The 23,819-nt window shown below is 72.0% G+C and carries 2 protein-coding genes and 1 pseudogene; 1 reads left to right on the top strand and 2 read right to left on the bottom strand.

Features of this window, described 5'->3' with window-relative positions; all coding sequences use genetic code 11:
* Window positions 1-21: 21 nt before the first annotated feature.
* Window positions 22-17,046: an SDR family NAD(P)-dependent oxidoreductase gene (locus ABTX60_RS00165; RefSeq protein ID WP_352094798.1), complete on the bottom strand. Its 17,025-nt coding sequence runs from the start codon at window positions 17,044-17,046 to the stop codon at window positions 22-24.
* 93 nt (window positions 17,047-17,139) lie between these two features.
* Window positions 17,140-18,771, bottom strand: a complete 1,632-nt coding sequence (locus ABTX60_RS00160) for an aspartate aminotransferase family protein (protein ID WP_352094797.1) — start codon at window positions 18,769-18,771, stop codon at window positions 17,140-17,142.
* 324 nt (window positions 18,772-19,095) lie between these two features.
* On the opposite strand from ABTX60_RS00160, the pseudogene ABTX60_RS00155 reads away from it, so the two are divergent.
* Window positions 19,096-23,784 (top strand): annotated as a pseudogene (locus ABTX60_RS00155) (type I polyketide synthase); the annotation flags it as partial.
* Window positions 23,785-23,819: the final 35 nt, after the last annotated feature.

Here is a 23,819-nt window from a genome sequence, read left to right as displayed (position 1 = left end):
CTCAGTCGAATCTGTCGAATATCAGTCGAGTTCGTCGACCAGAGCGAACAACTCCTCGTCTGCCACATCGTCCAGATCCTTTTCGAGCTGCTCGTCCGAGATCGCGCCGGTCGCCGTGCCGCCGAGCAGTTGCCGAAGCCTTTCCACTTCATCGGAGGCGAGTCGTCCGTCGCGAATCAACGTCTCCAGTTGGTCGAGGAGAGGTGCGGTTTGCTTGGCTGCCAGAATGCTGCGCAGGTTTTCGGCCAAGGTGACCGGAGTGGGATAGTCGAACACCAGCGTCGTCGGCAGCCGTTCACCGGTCACCGCTGCGAGCCGGTTACGCAGTTCGACCGCCGTCAGCGAGTCGAAGCCCAGTTCCGTGAACGGCACGTCGGACGCGATCGCGGACGCGTTGTCGTGTCCCAGCGCCGTGGCGACCTCGCGGCGGACCAGGTCGAGCACAGCACCCGGCTGATCCCACTGGATGCCGGCCCGGGGCTCGGCAGGCCGGGACCGGTCGGCGCCGGATGCCGCGGCCTGCTTGCGACGGGGCGCGAGATCGCGCAGCACAGCGGGCTGGTTCGCGGCGGCACCGAGAGCCGCCCGGTCGATTCCGGTCACGGCGAACACCGGGTTCCGGGCGTCGGTGGCCTCCGGGCCGGCGATGTCCGCGGTGGCGACGTCGAAGGCCGCCAGCGCGTCCGCCAGCGTGATCGGACGCAGCCCCAGTGCCCGGATCCGCCTCAGGTCCGCTTCGGACAGCCCGTCGCCCATCCCGGTCTCCCACAGTCCCCAGGCCAGCGAGACCGTGGGGAGGCCGAGTGAACGGCGGTACTCGGCCAGGCCGTCCAGGAAGGTGTTCCCCGCCGCGTAGTTGGCCTGGCCCGCGTTGCCGAGCAGCCCGGCGATCGAGGAGTACAGCACCAAGGGGTTGTCCCCGGCCAGTTCGTGCAAATGCCAGGCGGCGTCGATCTTGGGCCGCAGCACGGTGTCGACCTGCTCGGGAGTGAGACCGTCCACCGTGCCGTCCGCCAGCGTCCCTGCGGCATGGACGAAGGCGACAGGCCGGTGGCGGCCGACGAGCGCGGCCAGCGCGTCGCGGTCGGTGACGTCGCAGGCCGCCGCGATGATCTCGACGTCGCCCGCAGCGGCGTCGAGCTCCGGAGCAGCCCCGCTCCGGCTGACCAGCAGCAGCGATCGCACGCCGTGCCGCTCCACCAGGTGACTGGCCAGTGCCGTGCCCAGGGCACCACTCGCACCAGTGATCATGACGGTGCCCTCGCCCCAGGGGATCGCGGCGCCCGCCGGGCTCTGCGGATCTCCCGGCCGGGGCTCGGCTGCCCGCCTGTACCTGATCAGCCTCGGGACGAGAACCTGCTCTTCGCGCACCCGTATCTGCGGCTCGTCACCGCTGACGGCCCTGGACAGGAGCTGCTTGACGGCGTCCCGGACATCGGCGGCACCGTCCCAGTCCGGGCGGTCCACCAGCACGAACCGGCCGGGGTGTTCCGTCGCGGCACTGAGGACCAGGCCCCGGACACCCGCGTGGGCGAGGTCGGAGCCGACCACGACGGCGAGCTTTCCGGTGGTGTCGTCCGCCAGCCGGTCACGCAGCACACCGAGGGTGTGGTGCACGGCGTGCCGGGCGCGCTGCGGCAGGTCACCCGTACCGGAATCGACCTGCACCACGTCGAACTCGGCGCCGTCCGCCGGTGCGTCGGCCGGTGCCCCGGACAGGTCCGACTCGCGCCAGACCGGGGTGTGGAGCAGGTTCTCGCCGGCCGAGGCGCCGGTCAGCAGCCCGGTGAACGGACGCAGTACCAGCTCGTCCACCTCGACCAGGACGTTGCCGTCGGTGTCGGTCACCAGCAGGCGCACCGCGTCCGGGCCCGTAGGAGTGATCCGGGCACGCACGGCCGACCGGTCCGTCATGGAGGTTGCGGCGTGGAAACGCACCCCGGCCCAGGCGAACGGCAGTGCGGCAGGACGGGCACCGGTGACGTCGGGCAGCAGCGGATGCAGGACCGCGTCCAGCAACGCCGGGTGCACGGCGAACTCCGCCGCGGATCCGGCCGGTTCCTCAGCTGCCCCGACCTCGGCGAACAGTTCCTCGTCGCGCTGCCACAGGAGCCGCAGCCCCTGGAAGGCGGGACCGTACTGGTAGCCGTGTTCCGCGACCCGGTCGTACACACCGGTGAGGTCGATCTCCGTCATGTCCTCCGGCCAGGGCTCGGCGAGAGCGACGGCCCGGTGCTGCTGGGTGTCGAGGGTCCCGGCGGCGTGCTTGGTCCACGGAAGGTCGTCGGAGCCGGCGCCCTCGCTCCGGGAGAAGAGCGTGACCTCGGTGCCGTCGACCACCATCTGGAGGCTGAGCGCGCCGGTGCCCGGTACGACCACCGGTTCGGTGATGGTGAACTGCGCTATCGGGCCCGCCGACGCGGCCAGTTCGACCAACGCGGTACCGGGCACGATCACGACACCGTCCACCCGGTGATCGGCCAGCCACGGGTGGGTGGACAGGGACAGCCGGCCGGTCGACACGGTGGTGCCCCCTGCGGGGCCGGCCGTGGCCAGATCGACCGCCGCGCCCAGCAACGGGTGCTCCGCGGAGCGCAGACCGGCGCCGGTCACGTCGGCCCGTCCGGCCGGGGTGAGCCAGAACCGCTTGCGCTGGAACGCGTACGTGGGCACGTCGACGGGCTCGGCGCCGGGGAACACCGCGCGCCAGTCGACCTCCACACCCCTGGTGAACAGGGTGCCGAGAGCCGCGGCGACGGTGTCCGGCTCGGACTTGCCCGCCCGCCGCAGCGGCACGGCGACCGGGTTGCCGGCCTCGTCGGCGGGGAAGCCCGCCGCGATCATTCCGGTGAGCACCGCGTCGGGCCCCACCTCCAGCACGGTGCGCACGCCCTCGTCCCGTGCGGTCCACACCGCTTCGTGGAACCGGACGGTCGCCCGGACCTGGTTCACCCAGTACTCGGGGTCCGTCCACTCCTCGGCGTGCCGTCCGGTGACCGTGGAGATCGCGGGGATCTCCGGGGCGCTGTAGGTGAGTTCCCGGGCGACCGCCCGGAAGTCCTCCAGCATCGGCTCCATCAGCGGGGAGTGGAAGGCGTGGCTGACCGAGAGCCGCTTGGTGCGCCGTCCCCGGCCGGTGAACTCCTCCTCGACGAAGGACAGCAGCGCCGCCTCCGCACCGGACAGCACGATCGAGCCGGGACCGTTGACCGCGGCGACCGCCACCCCGGCGGGCAGGTCCAGCCCTTCTACTTCGTCGATGCTCGCTTCGACGGCGACCATCGCCCCGCCGCCCGGCAGGGCCTGCATGAGGCTGCCACGGGCGGCGACCAGCCGGGCCGCGTCCGGCAGCGACAGCACCCCGGCCACGTGCGCGGCGGCCAACTCGCCGATGGAATGCCCGAGTACCAGGTCCGGCCGGATCCCCCAGGACTCCACCAGGCGGAACAACGCGACCTCGACGGCGAACAGCGCGGGCTGTGCCGTACCGGTCTCGTCCAGGCCCGCCCCGGACGCGATCGCCTCCTGCACCACCGCGCGCAGCGAAGCGTCGTAGTGCCCGCAGACCTCGTCGAACGCGGCCGCGAACACCGGGTGGGCGTCGGCCAGTTCCAGGCCCATACCGATGCGCTGCGCTCCCTGGCCGGTGAACGCGAAGGCCAGCCGACCTCCTGCCACCCGCACCGGCACCGCATCCCTGAGGGACTGCGGGCTCGTCGCCGCGATCCGGTACGGCATCGCGGAACGGGTGGCCAGGGTGAACGACTCGTCCACCGTGGACAGGGAGGCGACCCGCTTCGCCTGCTCCACGAGGGCCTGCCGGCTACGGGCGGACAGCACCCATGGCAGCGCGGGTGCGGCCGGAGCCGCCGGGTTCGGGGACGGTTCGGCCTCCGCCTCCTCGATGATCACGTGGGCGTTGGTGCCCCCGAACCCGAAGGAGGACACCCCGGCCCGGCGGGGACGCTCCCCGCGTGGCCACGGGCGGGCCTCGGTCAGCAGCTCGATCCGGCCCTCGGACCAGTCGACGTGCCGGGACGGTGTACCCACATGCAGTGTCGCCGGGGCGATGCCGTGCCGCATGGACTGGACGACCTTGATGATGCCGCCGACTCCCGCGGCCGCCTGGGCGTGCCCGATGTTCGACTTCAGCGAACCCATCAGCACCGGGTTCTCCCGGTCACGTCCGTAGGTGGCGATCACGGCCTGTGCCTCGATCGGGTCACCGAGCTTCGTTCCGGTGCCATGCGCCTCCACCAGGTCGACATCCGCGGGGTCCACCTCGGCGGCGTCGAGCGCGGCCCGGATGACCCGTTCCTGGGCGGGGCCGTTCGGCGCGGTCAACCCGTTCGAGGCACCGTCGGAATTCACCGCCGAGCCGCGGAGGACGGCGAGCACCCGGTGCCCGTTGCGCCGGGCGTCCGACAGCTTCTCCAGCAGCAGCATGCCGGCGCCCTCGGACCACCCGGTGCCGTCGGCATCGTCGGAGAACGACTTGCACCGGCCGTCCTCGGACAGCCCGCGCAGGCGGGAGAACTCGACGAACGCCGTCGGTGTGGACATCACCGTCGCGCCGCCCGCCACGGCGAGTTCGCACTCCCCGCGCCGCAGCGCGCTCGCGGCCAGGTGCACCGCGACCAGCGAGGACGAACACGCGGTGTCCACGGTGAGGGTCGGCCCCTCGAACCCGAAGGTGTAGGCGAGCCTGCCTGAGGCGATGCTGCCCGCGCTGCCGCTGTACAGGTATCCCTGGACGCCGTCCGGTGGCAGGTCCGGCCGGGAGCCGTAGTCGCTGTACATGACGCCGACGAACACACCGGTCCGGCTGCCGCGCAGGTCCTGCGGGTCCAGGCCAGCCTGTTCGACCGCTTCCCAGGTGGTTTCCAGCAGTTGCCGCTGCTGCGGGTCCACGGCCAGCGCCTCTCGCGGCGACATGCCGAAGAACTCCGCGTCGAACAGGTCGGCGTCGTGCAGGAATCCGCCCCGGTTGGTGGTGGAGGTGCCCGGGTGGTCCGGATCGGGGTGGTGGAGATCGCTCGGCCAGCCCCGGTTCACCGGGAACTCCGAGGTGGCGTCCCGGCCGTCGGCGACCAACTGCCAGAGCTCCTGGGGGGAGGTGACGCCGCCCGGGTACCGGCAGGCCATCCCGACGATCGCGATCGGCTCGTCGTGGGCCTCCTCGGCCCTGCCCGCCCGTGTGCTGTCCGGGCGGAGCGACGGCTCCTCGGCCGCGACCAGGCTCAGCAGATGTTCCGTCAGCGCGGCGGGGGTGGGGTGGTCGAACACCACGGTCGCGGACAGCCGCCGGCCGATGGCGGTGCTCAGTTGGTTGCGGAGTTCGACCGCGGTGAGCGAGTCGAAACCGAGTTCGCTGAACGAGCGGGTCTCCTCGACCTCGGCCGGGTCGGCGTAGCCCAGGACCGCGGCGATCTGGCCGTGAACGATGTCCCGCAGTCCGGCGCGATCGAGCTCCGGGGCAGGCGACGTGGTGTCCGCTCCGCGTCCCTCGCCGTTCCGCGCAGCCGTCGGAGTCGTGGCCGCGGCCGGTCCGGCCAGGTCGCGCAGCAGCCCCGGGAGGTCCGTCCGGCCCCGCAGCGCGGAGCGGTCGAACCGGGTCAGGGCCAGAACCGGGGAACCGGTGCCGGCGACCGTTTCGAGGGCGGCGTCGAACAGGCCGAGGGCCTCGTCGGTGTCCAGTGGCCGCAGACCCGTGCGGGCCAGTCGGTGGAGGTCGGCGTCGGTCAACTGCTCGGAGACGCCGCTGGACTGTGCCCACAGACCCCAGGCGAGGGAGAGCGTGGGCAGGCCACCTCCACGGCGGTGCTCGGCGAGGGCGTCCAGGAACGTGTTGGCCGCCGCGTAGTTGGCCTGGCCCGCCGTACCGAGCAGCCCGGCGACCGAGGAGTACAGGACCAGAGGCCTGTCACCGGCCAGGTCGTGCAGGTGCCATGCCGCATCCACCTTCGGGCGCAGCACCGTGTCGATCTGTTCGGCGGTCAGCCCGGTCAGGGTGGCGTCGGCGACGACTCCCGCCGTGTGCACCACCGCGGCCGGCTCGTGCTCGGCGAACACCCGCTCGAGGGCTCGCCGGTCGGTCACATCGGCGGCCACCAGGCTCACGGCGGCACCGAGGCCGACCAGCTCGGCCCGGAGTTCGCTCGCGCCGGGCGCGGCTTCACCGCGCCGGCTGACCAGCACCAGGTTCCGCGCCCCGTGCTTCACGACCAGGTGCCTGGCCAGCACGGTACCGAGGGTTCCGGTGGCCCCGGTGATCAGCACCGGGCCCGCGCCCCAGTCCACCCGGGTGTCCGGGACACTCGCCGGACCGCTGGCCGGCCGGGCCAGCCGAGGCACCAGGATTTTGTGGTCGCGGATCGCGAGTTCCGGCTCAGACGTGCGAAGAGCCGTGTCGAGCTGCTCGTCGGTGGCCGACTCCTCGGCCTCGATCAGCACGAACCTGCCCGGATTCTCCGACTGGGCGCTCCGGACCAGTCCGCGAACCGCGGCGTGCGACAGATCCGGGGTGATCACGAAGGCGTGCCTGCGCTCGTCCTCCCCGGAGAGGATCTCGCGGAGCGCACCGAGGACGGAATGCACCGCGGCCTTCGCCGCTGCCGGGACGTCCCGCTCAGGGTCCTCCTGTGCGAGCGGCCCAGCCGGTACGCGGTGCGGTACGGCCGGTTCGGCGGAGCCGTCGGGGCCGGTGGAATCCCGCCAGACCACCGTGTGCATCCCCGCAGGCGCGTGACTCCCGCCGATGGGCAGCAGTGCCAGCTCGTCCACCGTCAGCACAGCGTGGCCGTGCTCGTCGTGGACCACCAGACTCGCCGTGCTGCCACGCACCGAGACCCGGGCCCGCAACGCCGTCGCACCGGTCGTATGACGCGTCACCCCGGTCCAGGAGAACGGCAGAACCGCTTCGGCGCCGGAGTCGACCACTCCGGGGAGCAGCACGTGCAGGACCGCGTCGAGCAGTGCGGGGTGCACGCCGAAACGGCTCGCCTCGGCCCGGTACCGCTGCGGAAGTTCCACCTCGACGAACCGGTCCTCACCGTCCCGGCGCACCGCATGGAGGTTCCGGAACGCCGGGCCGTAGTCATAGCCGTGCTCGGCCAACCGCTGGTACACGCCGGCCAGTTCGACCTCGGCTCCGGCCCGTTCGGGCTCGGCCGGGGGCGACTGGGGGCCGGGGACGAGAACCCCGTGGGCGTGCCGCGTCCACTCGGTCCACTCATCGGCCCCGGACGGAGCCGGCCTGGAGTGGATGAGCACCGACCGTCCGCCACTCGCGTCGGGGGCGTCGACCTGGATCTGTACGGAGACGGTCCCGTCCTCGGGCAGGACCAGTGGCGTGGCGAGGGTCAGTTCGGCAACCGTCGGGCAGCCCACCCACGCACCGGCGTGCAACGCCATGTCCAGCAACGCCGTGCCGGGCACGACGACCTCACCGCGGATCCGGTGGTCGCCGATCCATCCGGTGGCTGTGATCTCGCCGGTCAGCAGGGTTCCGCCGTCGACGAGGTCCACCACTGTGCCCAGCAGGGGGTACGCGGCGGAGGGGGTCTCCAGCCAGTACCGGCGGTGCTGGAACGGATACCGCGGCAGCGGCACCGGCTCGGTCGCCGGGAGCACCGCCGACCAGTCGAGCGGTACGCCCCGGACATGCAGGGCGGCGAGCGCGGCGAACGCGGTCTCCGCATCACTGCGTCCGGACCGCAGCATCGGTACGGTGACGCCGATGTCGCCCTCGGCTTCCTCGTCCGCGACCGCCTGGGAGACCATCGCGGTCAGTACCGCGTGCGGGCCCAGTTCGACGAACTCGGTGACACCGCTCTGCCGCAGGGTTCGCACGCCGTCGAAGAACCGGACCGCCTGCCGGACATGGGTCACCCAGTAGTCCGGTGAGGTCAGTTGCTCGGTGGTGGCGACCTGTCCGGTCACGTTCGACACGACCGGGATGCGCGGCTCGTGGAAGGTGACGGTGTCCAGCTCGGCCCGGAAGCCGGCCAGCACCTCGTCCATGTGCGGCGAGTGGAAGGCGTGGCTGACCGAGAGCCGTCGGGTCCGCCTGCCCCGGCTCGACCAGTGCTCGATCACCGCGGCCACCGCGTCGTCGTCGCCGGACACCACCACGGCCCGCGGACCGTTCACACCGGCGATCGTCGCCCCGGCCACCAGCGAGTCGAGCACCTCCTCCTCCGTGGCCTCCAGCGCCGCCATCGCCCCGTTGTCGCGGGCCGACTGCATCGCGGCGCCCCTGGCGGCGACCAGGCGGCAGGCGTCGCGCAGGTCGAAGACCCCGGCGACATGCGCCGCCGCCACCTCGCCGACCGAATGCCCGAGCAGGTAGTCGGGGGTGATGCCGTGGTGCTCGGCGAACCGGTGGAGCGCCACCTCGACGGCGAACAACGCCGCCTGGGTGTACGCCGTCTGGTCGAGCAGGGCGGAATCCGCGCTCTCCGGCTCGGCGAACAGGACGACGCGCAGCGGCCGGTCGAGTACTGGATCGAGATGCGCGCACACCTCGTCGAACGCGGCGCGGTAGACCGCGGACCGCTCGTACAACTCGCTACCCATCCCGGTCCGTTGTGCCCCCTGCCCGGTGAACAGGAACGCCGTCGCGCCTCGGCCCGTTCCGTTCCCCTGCACCACTCCCGGCCCACCGGACGTGCCCGCCGCGAGGGCGTCGAGCCCGCGCAGCAGGGTTTCCCGGTCGGCACCGAGCACGACGGCCCGCTGATCCAGCCGGGCGCGCCGGGCGGCCAGGGTGCCGGCGACGTCGACGAGGTCGAGGCCGGGGTGGTCCTCCAGATGGGTCCGCAGCTGCGCGGCCCGCACGCGCAAGGCCTGCTCGGTCCGTGCCGACAGCACCAGCGGCACCATCGGGCGACCGGCGTAGAGCTGATCACCCGGGCCGGAAGGTTCGGTCGCCGTCCCGGTGGGACGCGCGACGCTTTCGCCCTGCTCCAGGATCACGTGGGCGTTGGTGCCGCTGATCCCGAACGCGGACACCGCGGCCCGGCGTGGCCGGCCGAGGTCCGGCCAGTCCTGTCGTTCGGCGAGCAGCTCGACCGAACCCGCGGACCAGTCCACGTGCGGCGACGGCTCGCCGAGGTGCAGGGTGCGCGGCTGGATGCCGTGCCGCATCGCCTGTACCACCTTGATCACCCCGCCGACGCCGGCGGCGGCCTGGGCGTGCCCGAGGTTCGACTTCAGCGAACCCAGGCGGACGGGTTCCTCGCGGTCCTGCCCGTAGGTGGCCAGCAGGGCCTGTGCCTCGATCGGGTCACCGAGCCGGGTACCGGTGCCGTGCGCCTCGACCAGGTCGATGTCACCGCTCGACAGGCCGGCGTCGGTGAGGGCGGACCGGATCACCCGTTCCTGGGAAGGGCCGTTGGGCGCGGTCAGCCCGTTGGAGGCACCGTCGGAGTTCACGGCGGAACCCCGCAGCACCGCCAGCACCTGATGCCCGTTGCGGCGGGCGTCCTCCAGCCGTTCCACCAGCAGCAGGCCGACGCCCTCCGACCAGCCCGTACCGTCGGCGTCGGCCGAGAACGACTTGCACCGGCCGTCCGTGGACAGCCCCTTCTGCCGGGAGAACTCCACGAAGGTGCTCGGCCCGGCCATCACGGTGACACCGCCCGCCAGGGCCAGATCCACCTCACCGGAGCGCAGCGCGTTCGAGGCCAGGTGCAGCGCGACGAGCGACGACGAGCACGCGGTGTCCACGGTGATGGCCGGTCCCTCCAGCCCGTAGCTGTACGCCAGCCGCCCGGAGACCACGCTGGAGGTGTTGCCCGCCAGCAGGAAGCCCTCCACCTCCCGCGGGGTGGCCGGAAGTCGGGAGGCGTAGTCGTCGTACATCACGCCGGTGAACACGCCGGTCCGGCTCCCGCGCAGGGCCGCCGGGTCGATTCCGGCGTCCTCGAACGTCTCCCACGCCGTCTCCAGCAGCAACCGCTGCTGCGGGTCGGTGGCCAGTGCCTCACGCGGCGACATGTCGAAGAACGCCGCGTCGAACAGGTCCGCGTCGTGCAGGAACCCGCCCTGCCTGGTGTAGCTGGTGCCGAGGTGGTCCGGATCGGGGTGGTACAGCCCGTCCAGATCCCATCCCCGGTTGGTCGGGAACTCGGAGATCGCGTCCCGCCCGTCCAGGACCAGCCGCCACAGGTCGTCGGCCGAGCGGACCCCGCCGGGATAGCGACAGGCCATACCGACGATCGCGATCGGCTCGTCAATCCGGCTCCTGGCCTTCCCCCGCCGCCTCGCGCCACCCGCCCGCTCCTCGCCCGGAGCCGTGTTCGCGTCCTCGGCCAGATGGGCGGCCAGCGCCTGGGGTGTGGGGTGGTCGAAGACCAGGGTGGCCGGGAGCTGACGCCCGGTGGCCGCGATCAGCCGGTTGCGGAGGTCGACGCCGGCCAGCGAGTCGAACCCCTGCTCCCGGAAGGCCTTGCTCAGGTCGAGCGAGTTCGGGTTCGGCAGGCCGAGCACCGCGGCCGTGGTGGCCCGTACGAGTTCCCGGGCCTGCTGCTCGGTCAGCACCTGCCCCGCCTGCCCGGCCGGTCCGGTCCCGGCCGGCTTGCGGCGCCGCCTGACCAGGCCGCCCAGCACGGCCGGCACGGGGTCGGTGCCGGACAGGCCGGACGGCTGCAGGATCGCGGGGACCGGCAACGCCGAGTCCCCGGCCACCGCTTCGTCGAACAGGGCGAGTCCCTGCTCGGCGGTCAGCGGTGCCACCCCGGACCGGGTCCAGCGGTTGATGTCGGATTCGCCGAGGGACTGGCCCATGCCCTCCTGCCACAGCCCCCAGGCCAGTGACGTTCCGGGCAGGCCGAGGGCGCGGCGCTGCGCGGCCAGGGCGTCCAGGTAGGTGTTGGCGGCGGCGTAGTTGGCCTGACCCGCCGTGCCGAGCAGACCGGAGATCGAGGAGAACAGGACGAAGGCGTCGAGGTCCAGGTCCGCGGTCAGTTCGTGCAGGTACCGCGCGGCGTCCGCCTTGACCGCCATGACCGTGTCGATCCGCTCCTCGGTCAACGCCGTGACCGTGGCGTCGTCGAGGACTCCGGCTGCGTGGATCACCGCGGTCAGCGGCGCGTCGGCCGGAATGCCGTCGATCAGTTCGGCCAGGGCCGCCCTGTCCGTCACGTCCACGGCAACCACGTGCGCGCCGTCCAGTTCCGCCGTCAGCTCGGCGGCACCGGGCGCTTCCGGGCCGCGGCGGCTGACCAGCAGCAGGTTGCGCAGACCGTGGCGGTGGTAGAGGTGCCTGGCGAACAACGCGCCCAGCCCGCCCGTGCCACCGGTGATCAGGACAGTGCCGTCGGGATTCCACCCGAATCCGGGCTCGCCGGCACCGGTTCCGTCGGTACCGGCGGCCTTCGCCAGCCGGGGGACCAGGACTTCGCCGTCCCGCACGGCGATCTGGGACTCCCCGGTCCGCACCGCGGCGTCGATCGCGGCTGCCGCAGCCTCCGCGGCGGCGGTGCCCGGGACGTCCACCACGACGACCTGGTCCGGGTACTCGTTCTGGGCGGTTCGCACCAGGCCCCACACCGCGGCCGCGGCCGGATCGGTGACCGCTTCATCCGGTTCGACGGACACCGCGTTCCGGGTGACCAGAACCAGCCGGTCCCTCCGGTCGTGTTCGGCGGCCACCCACTTCTGGATCTCCCGGAGAGACCGGGCGACCGCGCTCGCCGGGCCATCGGCCGGTGCGACCTCCACGACGGTGGGCCGGAGGGCGTCATCGCCGGCGGTCGTGCTCCCGGCCCGGGCAGAGCCCTCGCGCCGCCAGACCAGCTCGTACATCGGGGAAGTGCCGGAGCTGTCGCGGGAGGCCGCCCGGAAGGCCAGTCCGTCGACGGTGGCCACCGGAGCACCCGTCGCATCGGCGAGCAACAGCTCGTAGGTGTCGCCACCGGCCGGCGTGATACGGACGCGCAGTTCCGTTCCACCGACGACGCCGGTGTGCGTGCGCACCCCGCTCCACGAGAACGGCAGGCGCATCGCCTCCCCGCCGTCGACCAGCCCCAGCACGATCGGGTGCAGCACCGCGTCCACCAGCGCCGGGTGGAGCATGAACCCCGGCCCCGAACCGAGGTGTTCGTCGGGGAACCGGACCTCGGCGTACACGGTGTCGCCGTCCCGGTACGCCGACCGCAGTCCGCGGAACAGTCCGGTGTAGTCGTACCCGCGGTCGGCGAGGAGTTCGTAGGCGTCCTCGACCGGCACCGGGTCGCCCTCGGGCGGCCACTCCAGCCGGTCGGCCGCATCGAGGTCCGGGCCGGAGTCCAGGAGCAGTCCGGACGCATGCCGGGTCCACTCCTGCTCCCCGTCCCGCCGGGAGTGGATCGCCAGTTTCCGGCCGTGCACGGTGACCTGGATCTGCGCGGAGCCGGAGCCGGGCAGTTCGAGCGGGCTCTCCAGCGTCAGGTCCGCCACCTCGGGCAGTCCCACGCGCTCCCCGGCGAACAGCGCCAGATCCAGGAACGCCGTTCCGGGCAGCAGAAGCGAGCCGTTGACCACATGCCCGGCGAGCCAGGGGTGCTCGGCCGACGAGACGGAGCCCGCCAGCACCACTTCGTCCCGGTCGACCAGCTCCACCACCGAGTCGAGCAGCGGATGCCCCGAGGTGCCGTGCGCCCGCCGCGGCGGCAGCCAGTACCGGTCCCGGCGGAAGGGGTGGGTGGGCTCCTCGCCGTGGGCCCGGGCCAGACCCGAGACGAAGACGTCCGTCTCGGGCCCGGTGGACCTGCCGAGCGGGAGGACCCTGGTGATCCCGGCAGACCTGATCAGCGGGGTCAGCGCGGCCGACGGCCCGGCCTCGACGAACACGGAGGCACCGGCTTCACGCAGGGCCGACACGGCGTCGTGGAACCGCACGGTGCCGCGGATCTGGGTGACCCAGTGCTCGGCGTACCCGGTCACATCGGCGGGGAGCGGCCGCCCCGTCACCGTGGAGATCACCGGAATCCGGGGCGGCCGGTAGTCGATCGACTCGGCCACCGCCCGGAACTCGTCGAGCACGTCGTCCATGTGAGGGGAGTGGAAGGCGTGGCTGACGGTCAACCGGGTGACCCTGCGCCCGCGTTCCCGCCAGCCGGCCGCCACGACTTCGGTGGCCTCGGCGTCCCCGGCGAGAACGACCGACACCGGGCCGTTCACCGCGGCCACCACGACCCCGTCGACCAGGGTCTCGGCGATCTCGGCCTCAGCGGCCTCCACGGCGATCATCGCCCCGCCGGAGCGGGCCTGCTGCATCAGCCGGCCCCTGGTGGCCACCAGTTTCGCCGCGTCCGCCAAGGAGAACACCCCGGCCACGTAGGCGGCGGCCAGTTCCCCGATGGAGTGCCCCGCGAGCAGGTCGGCGACCAGTCCGTGCTCGGCGGCCAGCGCGGCCAGCGCCACCTCGAAGGCGAACAGGGCCGGCTGGGTGTAGCGGGTCTGGTTCAGCTCCGCGTCCGTGCCGGATCCGGCACGGAACATCAGCTCCTTCAGCGGCTGGTCCAGATGGGGGTCGAATGCGGCGCACACCTCGTCGAGGGTGCGTGCGAACACCGGGAACTGCGCGTACAGTTCCCGCCCCATACCGGGGCGCTGCGCCCCCTGACCGGTGAACACCACCGCGGTCGGGGTCTTCTCCCCCTGCTCGAGGACGATGTGGGCGTTGGTGCCGCTGATCCCGAACGCGGACACCGCGGCGCGCAGCGGCCGGCCCGTCCGCTGCCATTGCCTGGCGCGCGTCAGCAACTCGACCTGGCCGGACGCCCAGTCCACCCGGGAGGTCGGGACTTCGGCGTGCAGGGTGCGCGGCAGGACCTCGTGCCGCATGGCCTGCACGACCTTGATCACGCCGGCGACTCCGGCGGCGGCCTGGGTGTGGCCGAGGTTCGACTTCAGCGACCCCAGGTACAGCGGGACGTCCCGGTCCTGCCCGTAGGCGGCGAGGATCGCGTCCGCCTCGATCGGGTCGCCGAGCGAGGTGCCGGTGCCGTGTGCCTCCAGCAGGTCCACCTCGGCGCCGCTCAGGTCGGCGTCGGCCAACGCGGCGTTGATCAGCCGCTGCTGGGACAGACCACTGGGCGCGGTCAGCCCGTTGGAGGAACCGTCGGAGTTGATCGCGCTGCCCCGGATCACGGCGAGCACCGGGTGACCGCTCCGCCGGGCGTCCGACAACCGCTCCAGCACCAGCATTCCCACGCCTTCGGCCCAGCCGGTGCCGTCGGCGTCGGCCGAGAACGGCTTGCACCGCCCGTCGGCGGCCAGCCCGTGCTGCCGGGAGAACTCCTCGAACATACCCGGCGTGGCCATCACGGTCACGCCGCCGGCGAGCGCCGCCGACGCGTCACCGTCGCGCAGTGCCCGGATCGCCAGATGCAGTGCGACCAGTGACGACGAGCACGCCGTGTCCACGGTGAGTGTCGGCCCGACGAACCCGAACTGGTAGGCGATCCGGCCCGACAGGACACTCGTCGTGGTCCCCGTCAGCACATAGCCCTTGACGTCGTCTCCCGCCTCGTGCATGCGGGGGCCGTAGTCGGAGGCGGTACCGCCGACGAACACGCCGGTACGGCTGCCCCGCAGAGACTTGGGGTCGATGCCGGCCCGTTCCAGGGCTTCCCAGCCGGTCTGCAGCAAGAGCCGCTGCTGCGGGTCCATGGCCAGCGCCTCCCTAGGGGAGATGCCGAAGAAAGCCGCGTCGAACTCGGCGGCGGTGTCCAGGAATCCGCCGACCCGCGCATAACCGTCACCGGGCTGCCAGCCCCGGTCGGTCGGGAACGCACCGATCACGTCCCGTTCCTCGGACACGACCCGCCACAGGTCCTCGGGGGATTCGATCCCGCCCGGGAACCGGCAGGCCATCCCGACGATCGCGATCGCGTCCTCGTCCCGGCCGGAGGAGCCCGCACGTCCGGCCGGTGCGAGCGCGTGCGTGCTCCGCCCTGTGCCCCCCGGCTCGATCCCGGTCTCGGTGAAGTGGGCGATCAGCTCCTGGGGGGTCGGGTAGTCGAACAGCAGGCCGCTGGGCAGCGTGCGTCCGGTGGCGACGGACAGGTTCTCGATCAGTTCCACCGTCATCAGCGACGAGAACCCGAGATCCCGGAAGTTCGTGTCCAGCTCGATGCCGTCGGGGTCGCCCGCGCCGAGCGCTGCCGCCACCTGCGCCTTGACCAGGGCAGCCGGGTCCGTACCGGCCGGCCGGGAGCCGCCGGGAAGCCCAGCCGCCGGGGCTGTGGTCCGGTGCTCGCCGGTCCAGAACCGTTCCCGCTGGAACGGGTAGCCGGGCAGCCGGACGCGCCCGGCCCGGACGCCCGCGAACGCCGTCGCCCAGTCGACGTCCGCGCCTCGGACGAATTCGGCGGCGAGAACGGCCAGTTCCGCGGCCGGCCCGTCGTCGTCCCGGTCGACGAGCGCCTCGGGCGCGCAGTCCTGCCGGGGCTCGGCAGGCGCCTGCGAGATCACGTTCAAAGCGGGTGCGCCGTTCGCGACGGCGTCCAGGCCGGTGCGCAGGTCCTCGGCGTTCGAGGCGAGGACGACGGCCCGGTGCCGGAACGCCGTCCTGGTCGTCGCCAGTGAGTACCCGAGGTCGTGCGGTGTGAGACCGGTGTCCCGCAGCAGGGCGGCGTGCGCCCGCAAAGCGGCCGGTGTCCTGCCCGAGACGGGGACCGGGACCAGCCTGGTGTCCGCCTCGCCGGCCGAGCGCCCGACAACCGTACGCCCGGTCGCCGGCGGTTCGCTCACCACCACGTGTGCGTTCGTGCCGCCCATACCGAACGACGAGACTCCGGCGACCAGCGGCCGGTCCGCGCGCGGCCAGTCGGAGAGGTCCGTGTTGACCCGCAGACCGAGGTCGTCGAGCGGGATGGCCGGGTTGGGGGTCTCGAAGTTCAGGCTCGCGGGCAGCCGGCGGTGCCTGATGCCCAGCACCGTCTTGAGCAGCCCGGTGATACCGGCGGCACCTTCGAGGTGCCCGACGTTGGTCTTGACCGACCCCACCAGCAGCGGGTCCGCGCCCTCGTCGGTGCCGTCCACCCGCCGCGCCGAGAAGACCGCACCCAGGGCGGCCGCCTCGATCGGGTCGCCCACCGGTGTGCCGGTGCCGTGCAGTTCGACGTACTGCACCTGGTCCGGGGAGATGTCCGCCCGTCGCAACGCGGCGCGGATCACGCGCTCCTGTGCCTCGGGGCCGGGCACGGTCAGGCCGGGGGTGGCTCCGTCGTTGTTCACCGCGCTGCCGCGAATCACCGCGTAGACGTCGTCCCCGTCGGCCAGGGCCGCTGCCAGCGGCTTGAGCACCATGACCACGGCACCCTCGCCCCGCACGTACCCGTTGGCCCGGGCGTCGAAGACGTAGCTGCGTCCGTCCGGTGAGAGACCGCCGAACCGCTGTGCCCCCAGCGCTCCCTCCGCGAGGAGGTTGAGGTTCACCCCGGCCGCGAGGGCGACGGGCGATTCGCCCGATCGCACGCTCTGGGCCGCCAGATGGACCGCGACCAGCGACGACGACTGCGCCGTGTCCACCACGACACTCGGCCCGCGCAGGTCCAGGGCGTAGGAAACACGGTTGGCGATGATCGCTCGGTGCGTACCGGTGTTCGTGTGCTGCGTGATCGCGCCGTCGCCGCTGCTCAGCACCAGACCGGCGTAGTCGTCGCGCAGCGATCCGACGAACACCGAAGCGGCCGTACCTGCCAGGTCGGCGGGGACGATTCCGGCGTCCTCCAACGCCGTCCAGGCCAGTTCCAGTACCAGCCGCTGTTGCGGGTCCATCGCCGCGGCTTCCCGGGCGGAGATACCGAAGAAGGCGGCGTCGAAGTCTCCGACCGCGTCCAGGAACGCCCCGAAGCGGGTGCCACCGTCCAACCGAACCGAACGTGAGATCCCGTCCCGACGGTCACCGGGTATTTCGGTTATCGAATTGCGGCTGTCACTCAACAGATCCCAGAAATCTGCTGTTCCGGTCGCACCGGGAAGTCGGCAGGAAACCCCGACGATCGCAACCGGCTGTTCCTGACTCTCCCCGTAACCGTCTTGCCGTGTCGTCATGTGAACAGCTCTTTCCTTCATGATTCAGACAGTCGCAATTCGGTTCCCGGTGCGCCCGCGCACCGGGAACCGTCAACCCGATCTCCGAAATGCTTACGCGCCGGACTCCCCGGCCGGATCCGTGGGCAGGAGGACGGCGCCGTTCTGGTCCCGAAGCGCGACCAGCAGAGCGCGCAACCCCGACTCCAGCCGGGCTGTCTCGGCGTCCGTGATGTGGACGGACGGCTCCAGCCGCAGCGTGTTCGTGGCGCTGGCCGTCGGGAGAATCCGCAGGGCGTGCACGCGCAGCAGGTAGCCGGCCAGCACATAGCCGAGCAGTCCCGCGCGTGACTGCTCGGCGATGACCTGCGAGGTGGAACCCGACTGGTCGTGGAGTTCGAGGCCGATCATCAGGCCCCTGCCGCGGACATCCTTGATGACGGTCCCGAACTCGTCCTGCAGCTTCCGCAGCATCCGGATCAGCCGGTCCCCGCGCTCCGCGGCCATGCGGTAGACCCTGCCGTCCTCCGCTTCCAGCAGATCCACCGTGCGGCCGGCGATCAACGTGGAGAAGGCGTCCTTCGCGAAGGTGGAACTGTGCACGAGCTCGAACTCCTCGCGGTAGCGGGAGTCGCGCACCAACGTCATCGCCGCCTTGGCGATCCCGCCGCCCAGGCTCTTGGCCAGTGTGTAGTAGTCGCCCTGGAGCCCGATGTGCGAGCTGGCGAAGAAGGCGCCGGTGCGGCCCATGCCGCTCTGCACCTCGTCGACGATGATCGGGCAGTCGGCCGCCGCGCACGCCTGCTGGACGCGCTCCGCGGTCTCCCGGTCGAACGGCCTGATCCCCGCCTCGCCCTGGACCGGCTCGAGGACGAACGCGGCGATGACCGGCAGGTCGCGTTCGACGACGCGCACGGTGTCGCCCTCGACCGCGAGGTCGAGCAGCGTCCTGCGCTCGGACTCGATGGTCTTGGCCAGCGCGTCCGGTTCGTGCAACGGCACGAACCGGCACTGCGCAGCCAGTGAGGCGAACGGGGTCCGGAAACCGACGTTGTGGGTGAGCTGGACACTGCCGACGAGCTTTCCGTGGAACGAGCCCTCAGGGGCCAGGAACACGGGTGCGGCCCTCATGCGCTCGCCGTTGACGCTCCTGATCGCGGCGATCACGTCCGTCAGTGCGGAACCGGGGCGCCCCTCAGCGGTTCCGCGGTTCCCCTCCGCGTCCGCGCCCAGGTGCTCGTAGGACTCGCCGCCCACCACCTCCGCACCGCCGGCGACAGCCACGCGCGCCTTCTCGATGTTCCGCTCGATGTCCTCGGCCAGTCGGGCCAGCTTCGCGACCCGGTCGAACTCGGCGTGCTTCATCGCGATCTCGACCGCTTCGGCGCCACTGTTGGCGAAGATCGCGGAGTACGCATCCGGCGTTCCGAGCTCGCGCCGGATGATGGAATTGACCTTCTGTGCCAGCTCGTTGGCGTACGGGTGCTTCGAGAACTGGGCGTGGACCGGCACTCCCTGGTCCAGCAGTTCCTTCGCGTAGGCGACGATGTCGGGGTTGTTGTGCCCGATGATCGTCGAACCGTAGCCGCCGACGAGGTCGAGCACCGGCACCTCTCGACCCGTGTCGTCACGGTAGAAGAGAGTGTCCTTTTCCGCCCTGGAAAAGTGGACGCCCAATCCGAGCGAGGCGAGCAGACCCCCGAGATAGGGTTCCGCGAGTTCGCGTTCTTCAATCTCCGGGTGCATTTTCAATCCGGTTCCCAACCTTCGAGGGTCTCCTTTGTCCGGGACTCTACCGCCCGCTCGCGGCGGTCCTCTCATTACGCGCTAACTGGCCCATCAGCCCCCGGTCACCGGGCGTCACTCCACGGCTGGAGTGCGGAATTACTGAATCGCGACATCGCTCGGGCGACAATGCAGAGGCTGTGAGTCGAGGAGAATTTCTCCGGGGGAAAGGAAGAAAGTCGTGCACGGTACTGAGGAGCCGGCTGGTGCCTCTCCTGAGACGATCCTGGGAGTCGAGGGCGCGTGAGCACTGACGAGAACCAACTCCGGCAGTACCTGAAGCGCGCTGTGGCCGACGCCCAGGCCAGTCGCAGGCGTCTGCGCGAGATCGAGGAGAAGAACCGGGAACCCGTCGCGATCATCGGGATGGCGTGCCGGTACCCCGGCGGCGTGAACTCGCCGGAACGGCTGTGGCAGTTGGTCACTGAGGGCGTGGACGCGGTGACCCCGTTTCCCGAGCACCGGGGCTGGCCCCTGGACCGGCTCTACCACCCCGACCCCGAGACCGTCGGCAGGTCCTACACCGACCAGGGCGGATTCCTGCACGACGCCGACCGGTTCGACCCGGAGTTCTTCGGCATGTCACCGCGGGAGGCCCTGGCCACCGATCCGCAGCAGCGGCTGCTGCTGGAAACGGCGTGGGAGAGCCTCGAACGCGCCGGAATCCCCGCGGAGTCGGTGCGCGGCAGCCGAACGGGCGTGTTCGTCGGGTCCATGTACCACGACTACGGGTCACGCCCGTACCTGCCGCCGGAGGAGTTCGAGGGCTACCTCTACAGCGGAAGCGCGGGCAGCGTCGCATCGGGCCGGCTGGCCTACGTCTTCGGCCTGGAGGGACCGGCAGTCACCGTCGACACGGCCTGTTCCTCGTCCCTGGTCGCCCTGCATCTCGCGGCGGCGGCACTGCGCCGGGGCGAGTGCGAACTGGCCCTGGCCGGTGGCGTGACGGTGATGTCCACGCCACAGGCGTTCGTCGAGTTCTCCCGGCTGCGCGGGCTGTCGGCCGACGGCCGGTGCAAGTCCTTCGCGGCCGCCGCCGACGGCACCGGCTGGGCCGAAGGCGCCGGACTCCTGCTGGTGGAACGGCTCTCCGACGCCCGGCGCAACGGCCACCAGGTGCTCGCCGTGATCACCGGATCGGCGACGAACCAGGACGGCGCCAGCAACGGTCTCAGCGCGCCCAACGGTCCCGCCCAGGAACGGGTGATCCGCCAGGCGCTCGCCGACGCGGGACTGTCGGCCGCCGACGTCGATGTCGTCGAGGCGCACGGCACCGGAACGCCCCTCGGCGACCCGATCGAGGCCAACGCCCTGCTCGCCACCTACGGTCGTGGCCGGCCGGCGGACCGGCCGCTGCGGCTGGGATCCCTCAAGTCCAACATTGGGCACACCCAGGCCGCCGCCGGTGTCGGCGGCATCATCAAGATGGTGCAGGCGATCCGCCACGGCGTCATGCCGAAGACCCTGCACGCCGACGATCCGACACCGCACGTCGACTGGAGCACCGGCGCCCTGACCCTGCTCACCGAGCCCCAGGACTGGCCGGTGCTGGACAGGCCGCGCCGAGCCGCCGTCTCCGCGTTCGGGTTCAGCGGGACCAACGCGCACGTCATCGTCGAGCAGGCACCGCAACCGGCTCCCAAGGAGGCGCCTTCCGCACCGGCGGACTCTCCCGCCGCGTCACCGGCACCGGTACTGCCGTACGTGCTGTCGGCCGGATCCCCCCAGGCTCTGCGCGCCCAGGCCGAGCGCATCGGCGGGTTCCTCGCCGAACGCGCCGACGTCGACCTGCTCGACCTGTCCTATTCGCTGGCCGCCACCCGATCGGCGCTGCGGCACCGTGCCGTGGCACTCGCGGCCGGCCGGGACGAACTGCTCGACGGTCTCGCCGCACTGGCGGACGAGAGCACCGGCACGATCCTCGGCGCCAAGGACGAGGGCCGGATCGCGTTCATGTTCACCGGAGGCGGCGCTCAGCGCATCGGCATGGCACGCGAACTGGCCGAGACGTTCCCGGTGTTCGCGGCGGCTTTCGACGAGGTCTGCGCGGCGCTGGACGAGCACCTGCCCCGTCCGCTGCGCTCGGTGATCGAGTCGGGCGACGAACTGGACCAGATCGACTACACCCTCGCGGCCCTCTTCGCGGTCGGAGTGGCGCTGTTCCGCCTCCTAGAGGCGTGGGGCGTGCACCCGGACTACCTCGTGGGCCACTCGACGGGTGAACTGATCGCCGCACACCTCGCGGGTGTGCTGTCCCTGTCCGACGCGGCGATCTTGGTGACCGCCCGGGGACGCCTGATGCGGTCCCTGCCGGAAGGCGGCGCCATGATCGCCGTCGAGGCGACCGAGGAAGAGGTCCGCGAGACCCTGGAGGAGGACGGGCGCGCGGTGATCGGCACGATCAACGGCCCCCGCGCGGTGGTGCTCTCGGGCGACGAGGACGCCGTCCACGCCGTCGCGGCGGTCTGGAAGGAACGGGGCCGCTCCATCAAGGTGCTGCCGATCCTGCGGGCATCCCACTCGCACCGGATGGACCCCATGCTCGACGAGTTCCGTCTCATCGCCGAGGGACTGACCTTCCACCAGCCGAAGTTCGGGATCGTGTCCACGGTGACCGGCCAGGTGGAGTCGGGGGACGGGTGGACCTCGCCCGAGTACTGGGTGGAGCAGATCCGCAGGCCGGTGCGCTTCCTCGACGCGGTGCGCACCCTGGAGTCGGAAGGCGTGTCCACGCTGCTGGAGCTGGGCCCGGACGGAGTGCTCTCGGCGATGGCGGCCGCCGGCGTCGAGCACGCGGTCGCGGTTCCCGCCCTGCGCAAGGGCCGGCCGGAAGCGCGGACGCTGGTCAACGCCCTCGGCGTGCTGCACTCCCGGGGCGTGCCGGTCGACTGGCCCGCCTTCTTCTCCGGGACCGGTGCGCGGCGGATCGACCTGCCGACCTACCCCTTCCAACGCGAACGGTACTGGCTGGAGCCCTCGGCGCCGCCGGCGGCCGGGCAGGGCCCGGAGCCCTACGGGCCCGGTCCGCTCGGCGGGCTCCACGACATCGGCTGGATCCCGGACGTCATCGGGCCGTCCGCCCGCGCCACGGCCTGGGCGAGGCTCGGGCGGTTCGGCGACGGACAGACCGCGATCCCGTCCTACGACGACCTGACGGCCTTCGGCGACGCACTCGAATCCGGGGCCTCGGTCCAGGCCCTCCTCGTTCCGCTGGAGACCGGCCAGGAGACGGATGCGGTGACGGGCCGGGTCCCGCAGCCGGCCGACAGCGCGCACCTGCTGACCCGGCGGGCGATGACCCTCGTCCGGCAATGGCTGACCGACGACCGTTTCGCCGGCATCCGCCTGGTCGTCGTCACCAGGGGCGCCGTCGCCACGACGGACGACGAGGCACCCGACCCGGCCGCCGCGGCGGTATGGGGGCTGCTGCGGTCCGCGCAGTCGGAGGCCCCCGACCGCATCGTGCTGGTCGACACCGACGCCGGCCCGGACGCCGAGCCGATCCCCGCGGCCCTGCTCTCCTCCCTGCTGTCCGCCGACGAGCCCCAGGCCGCGATCCGGGCCGGACAGGCCCGGGTCCCCAGGCTGCACCGGGTCCGCTCCTCCGCGGTGCCCACCGGGCCGGACAGCCCGGTGTGGGACCCCGAAGGGACCGTCCTCATCACCGGTGGCACCGGCGCGCTCGGCGCGGTCGCCGCCCGCCACCTCGTCACGGAGCACGGCATCAGGCATCTGCTCCTGGCGAGCCGCTCGGGCGCGGAGGCGACGGGGGCCGGCAGTCTGCGGACCGAACTGACCGCACTCGGGGCGACGGTCCACATCGCTGCCTGCGACGTCGCGGACCGGGAAGCCCTCGCCGCGCTGCTCGCCGGCATACCCGCCGACCGGCCGCTGCGCGCAATCGTGCACGCGGCGGGGATCCTCGACAACAGTCTGCTCACGGCCATGACGCCGCAGCAACTGGACTCCGTCCTGCGGCCCAAGGCCGACGCCGCCTGGCATCTGCACGACCTGACGCGCGACGCGAACCTGTCGGCCTTCGTCCTGTTCTCCTCGACCGTCGGGCTGTTCGGCGGACCGGGTCAGGCCAATCACGCCGCCGCGAGCGCGTTCCTCGACGGACTCGCCGCACACCGGCGCGCGCACGGACTGCCCGCGACGTCCCTGGCCTGGGGTGTGTGGGACGTCGACGGCGGCATCAACGCGGGACTCGGTGACATCGACCGCACCCGGCTCTCCAGGGACGGCTTCGGCACGATCGGCGCCGAGGGAGGGATGGCGCTGTTCGACGCCGCCGTACCGGCGGCCCGCCCGACGGTGGCGGCCACGCTGTTCGACCTGGACGCGCTGCGAGAACTCGACCGGGTGCCAACGCTGTTGCGGGCTCTGGTCCCCTCGTCGGGCCGCACCTCGGCGAAGACCACCGAGGTGCCGGTGTCACACCGGCTGTCCGAACTGACCGGGCCCGAGCGCGAGGAGTTCGTCCTGGAGCTGGTCCGCGGTGAGGTGGCCGCGGTGCTCGGACTCGCAGATCCGGCGGACGTCGACCCCGAACGGCCGTTCCGCGAGCTGGGCTTCGACTCGCTCACCGCCGTACAGATGCGCAACAGGCTGAACACGGTCACCGATGCCAAGCTGCCGGCGACGGCGGTGTTCGATCACCCGACGCCGTCGAAGCTGGCCGCGTTCCTCCTCAGCCACATCGCGTCCGACGACGCGGCGCAACCGCGCCCGGCCGCCATCGCCGCGCTGGACGAACTGGAGGAGATGCTCACGGCAGGGGACGGCGGCGGCGTCGACGGCGACCGCGAGGAGATCACCGTCCGGCTGCAGACCCTGCTGTCCCGGTGGCTGGAGACCGGTGCCAAGCCGGAGGACGGACCCGAGGCGAGCCAGGCCGACCTGCTCGAATCGGCATCGACCGCCGAACTGCTCGACTTCATCGACAACGAGCTCGGCCGCGCCAAGTACTGATTCCCGCCCGACTTCCGGAACAGGTAAATCTCCCC

It is taken from the genome of Streptomyces sp. NPDC126510, assembly GCF_040302345.1.
GTDB lineage: Bacteria > Actinomycetota > Actinomycetes > Streptomycetales > Streptomycetaceae > Streptomyces.
Note: the sequence above shows the minus strand (reverse complement) of the source record. Positions and strands in the feature narration are given on the sequence as shown.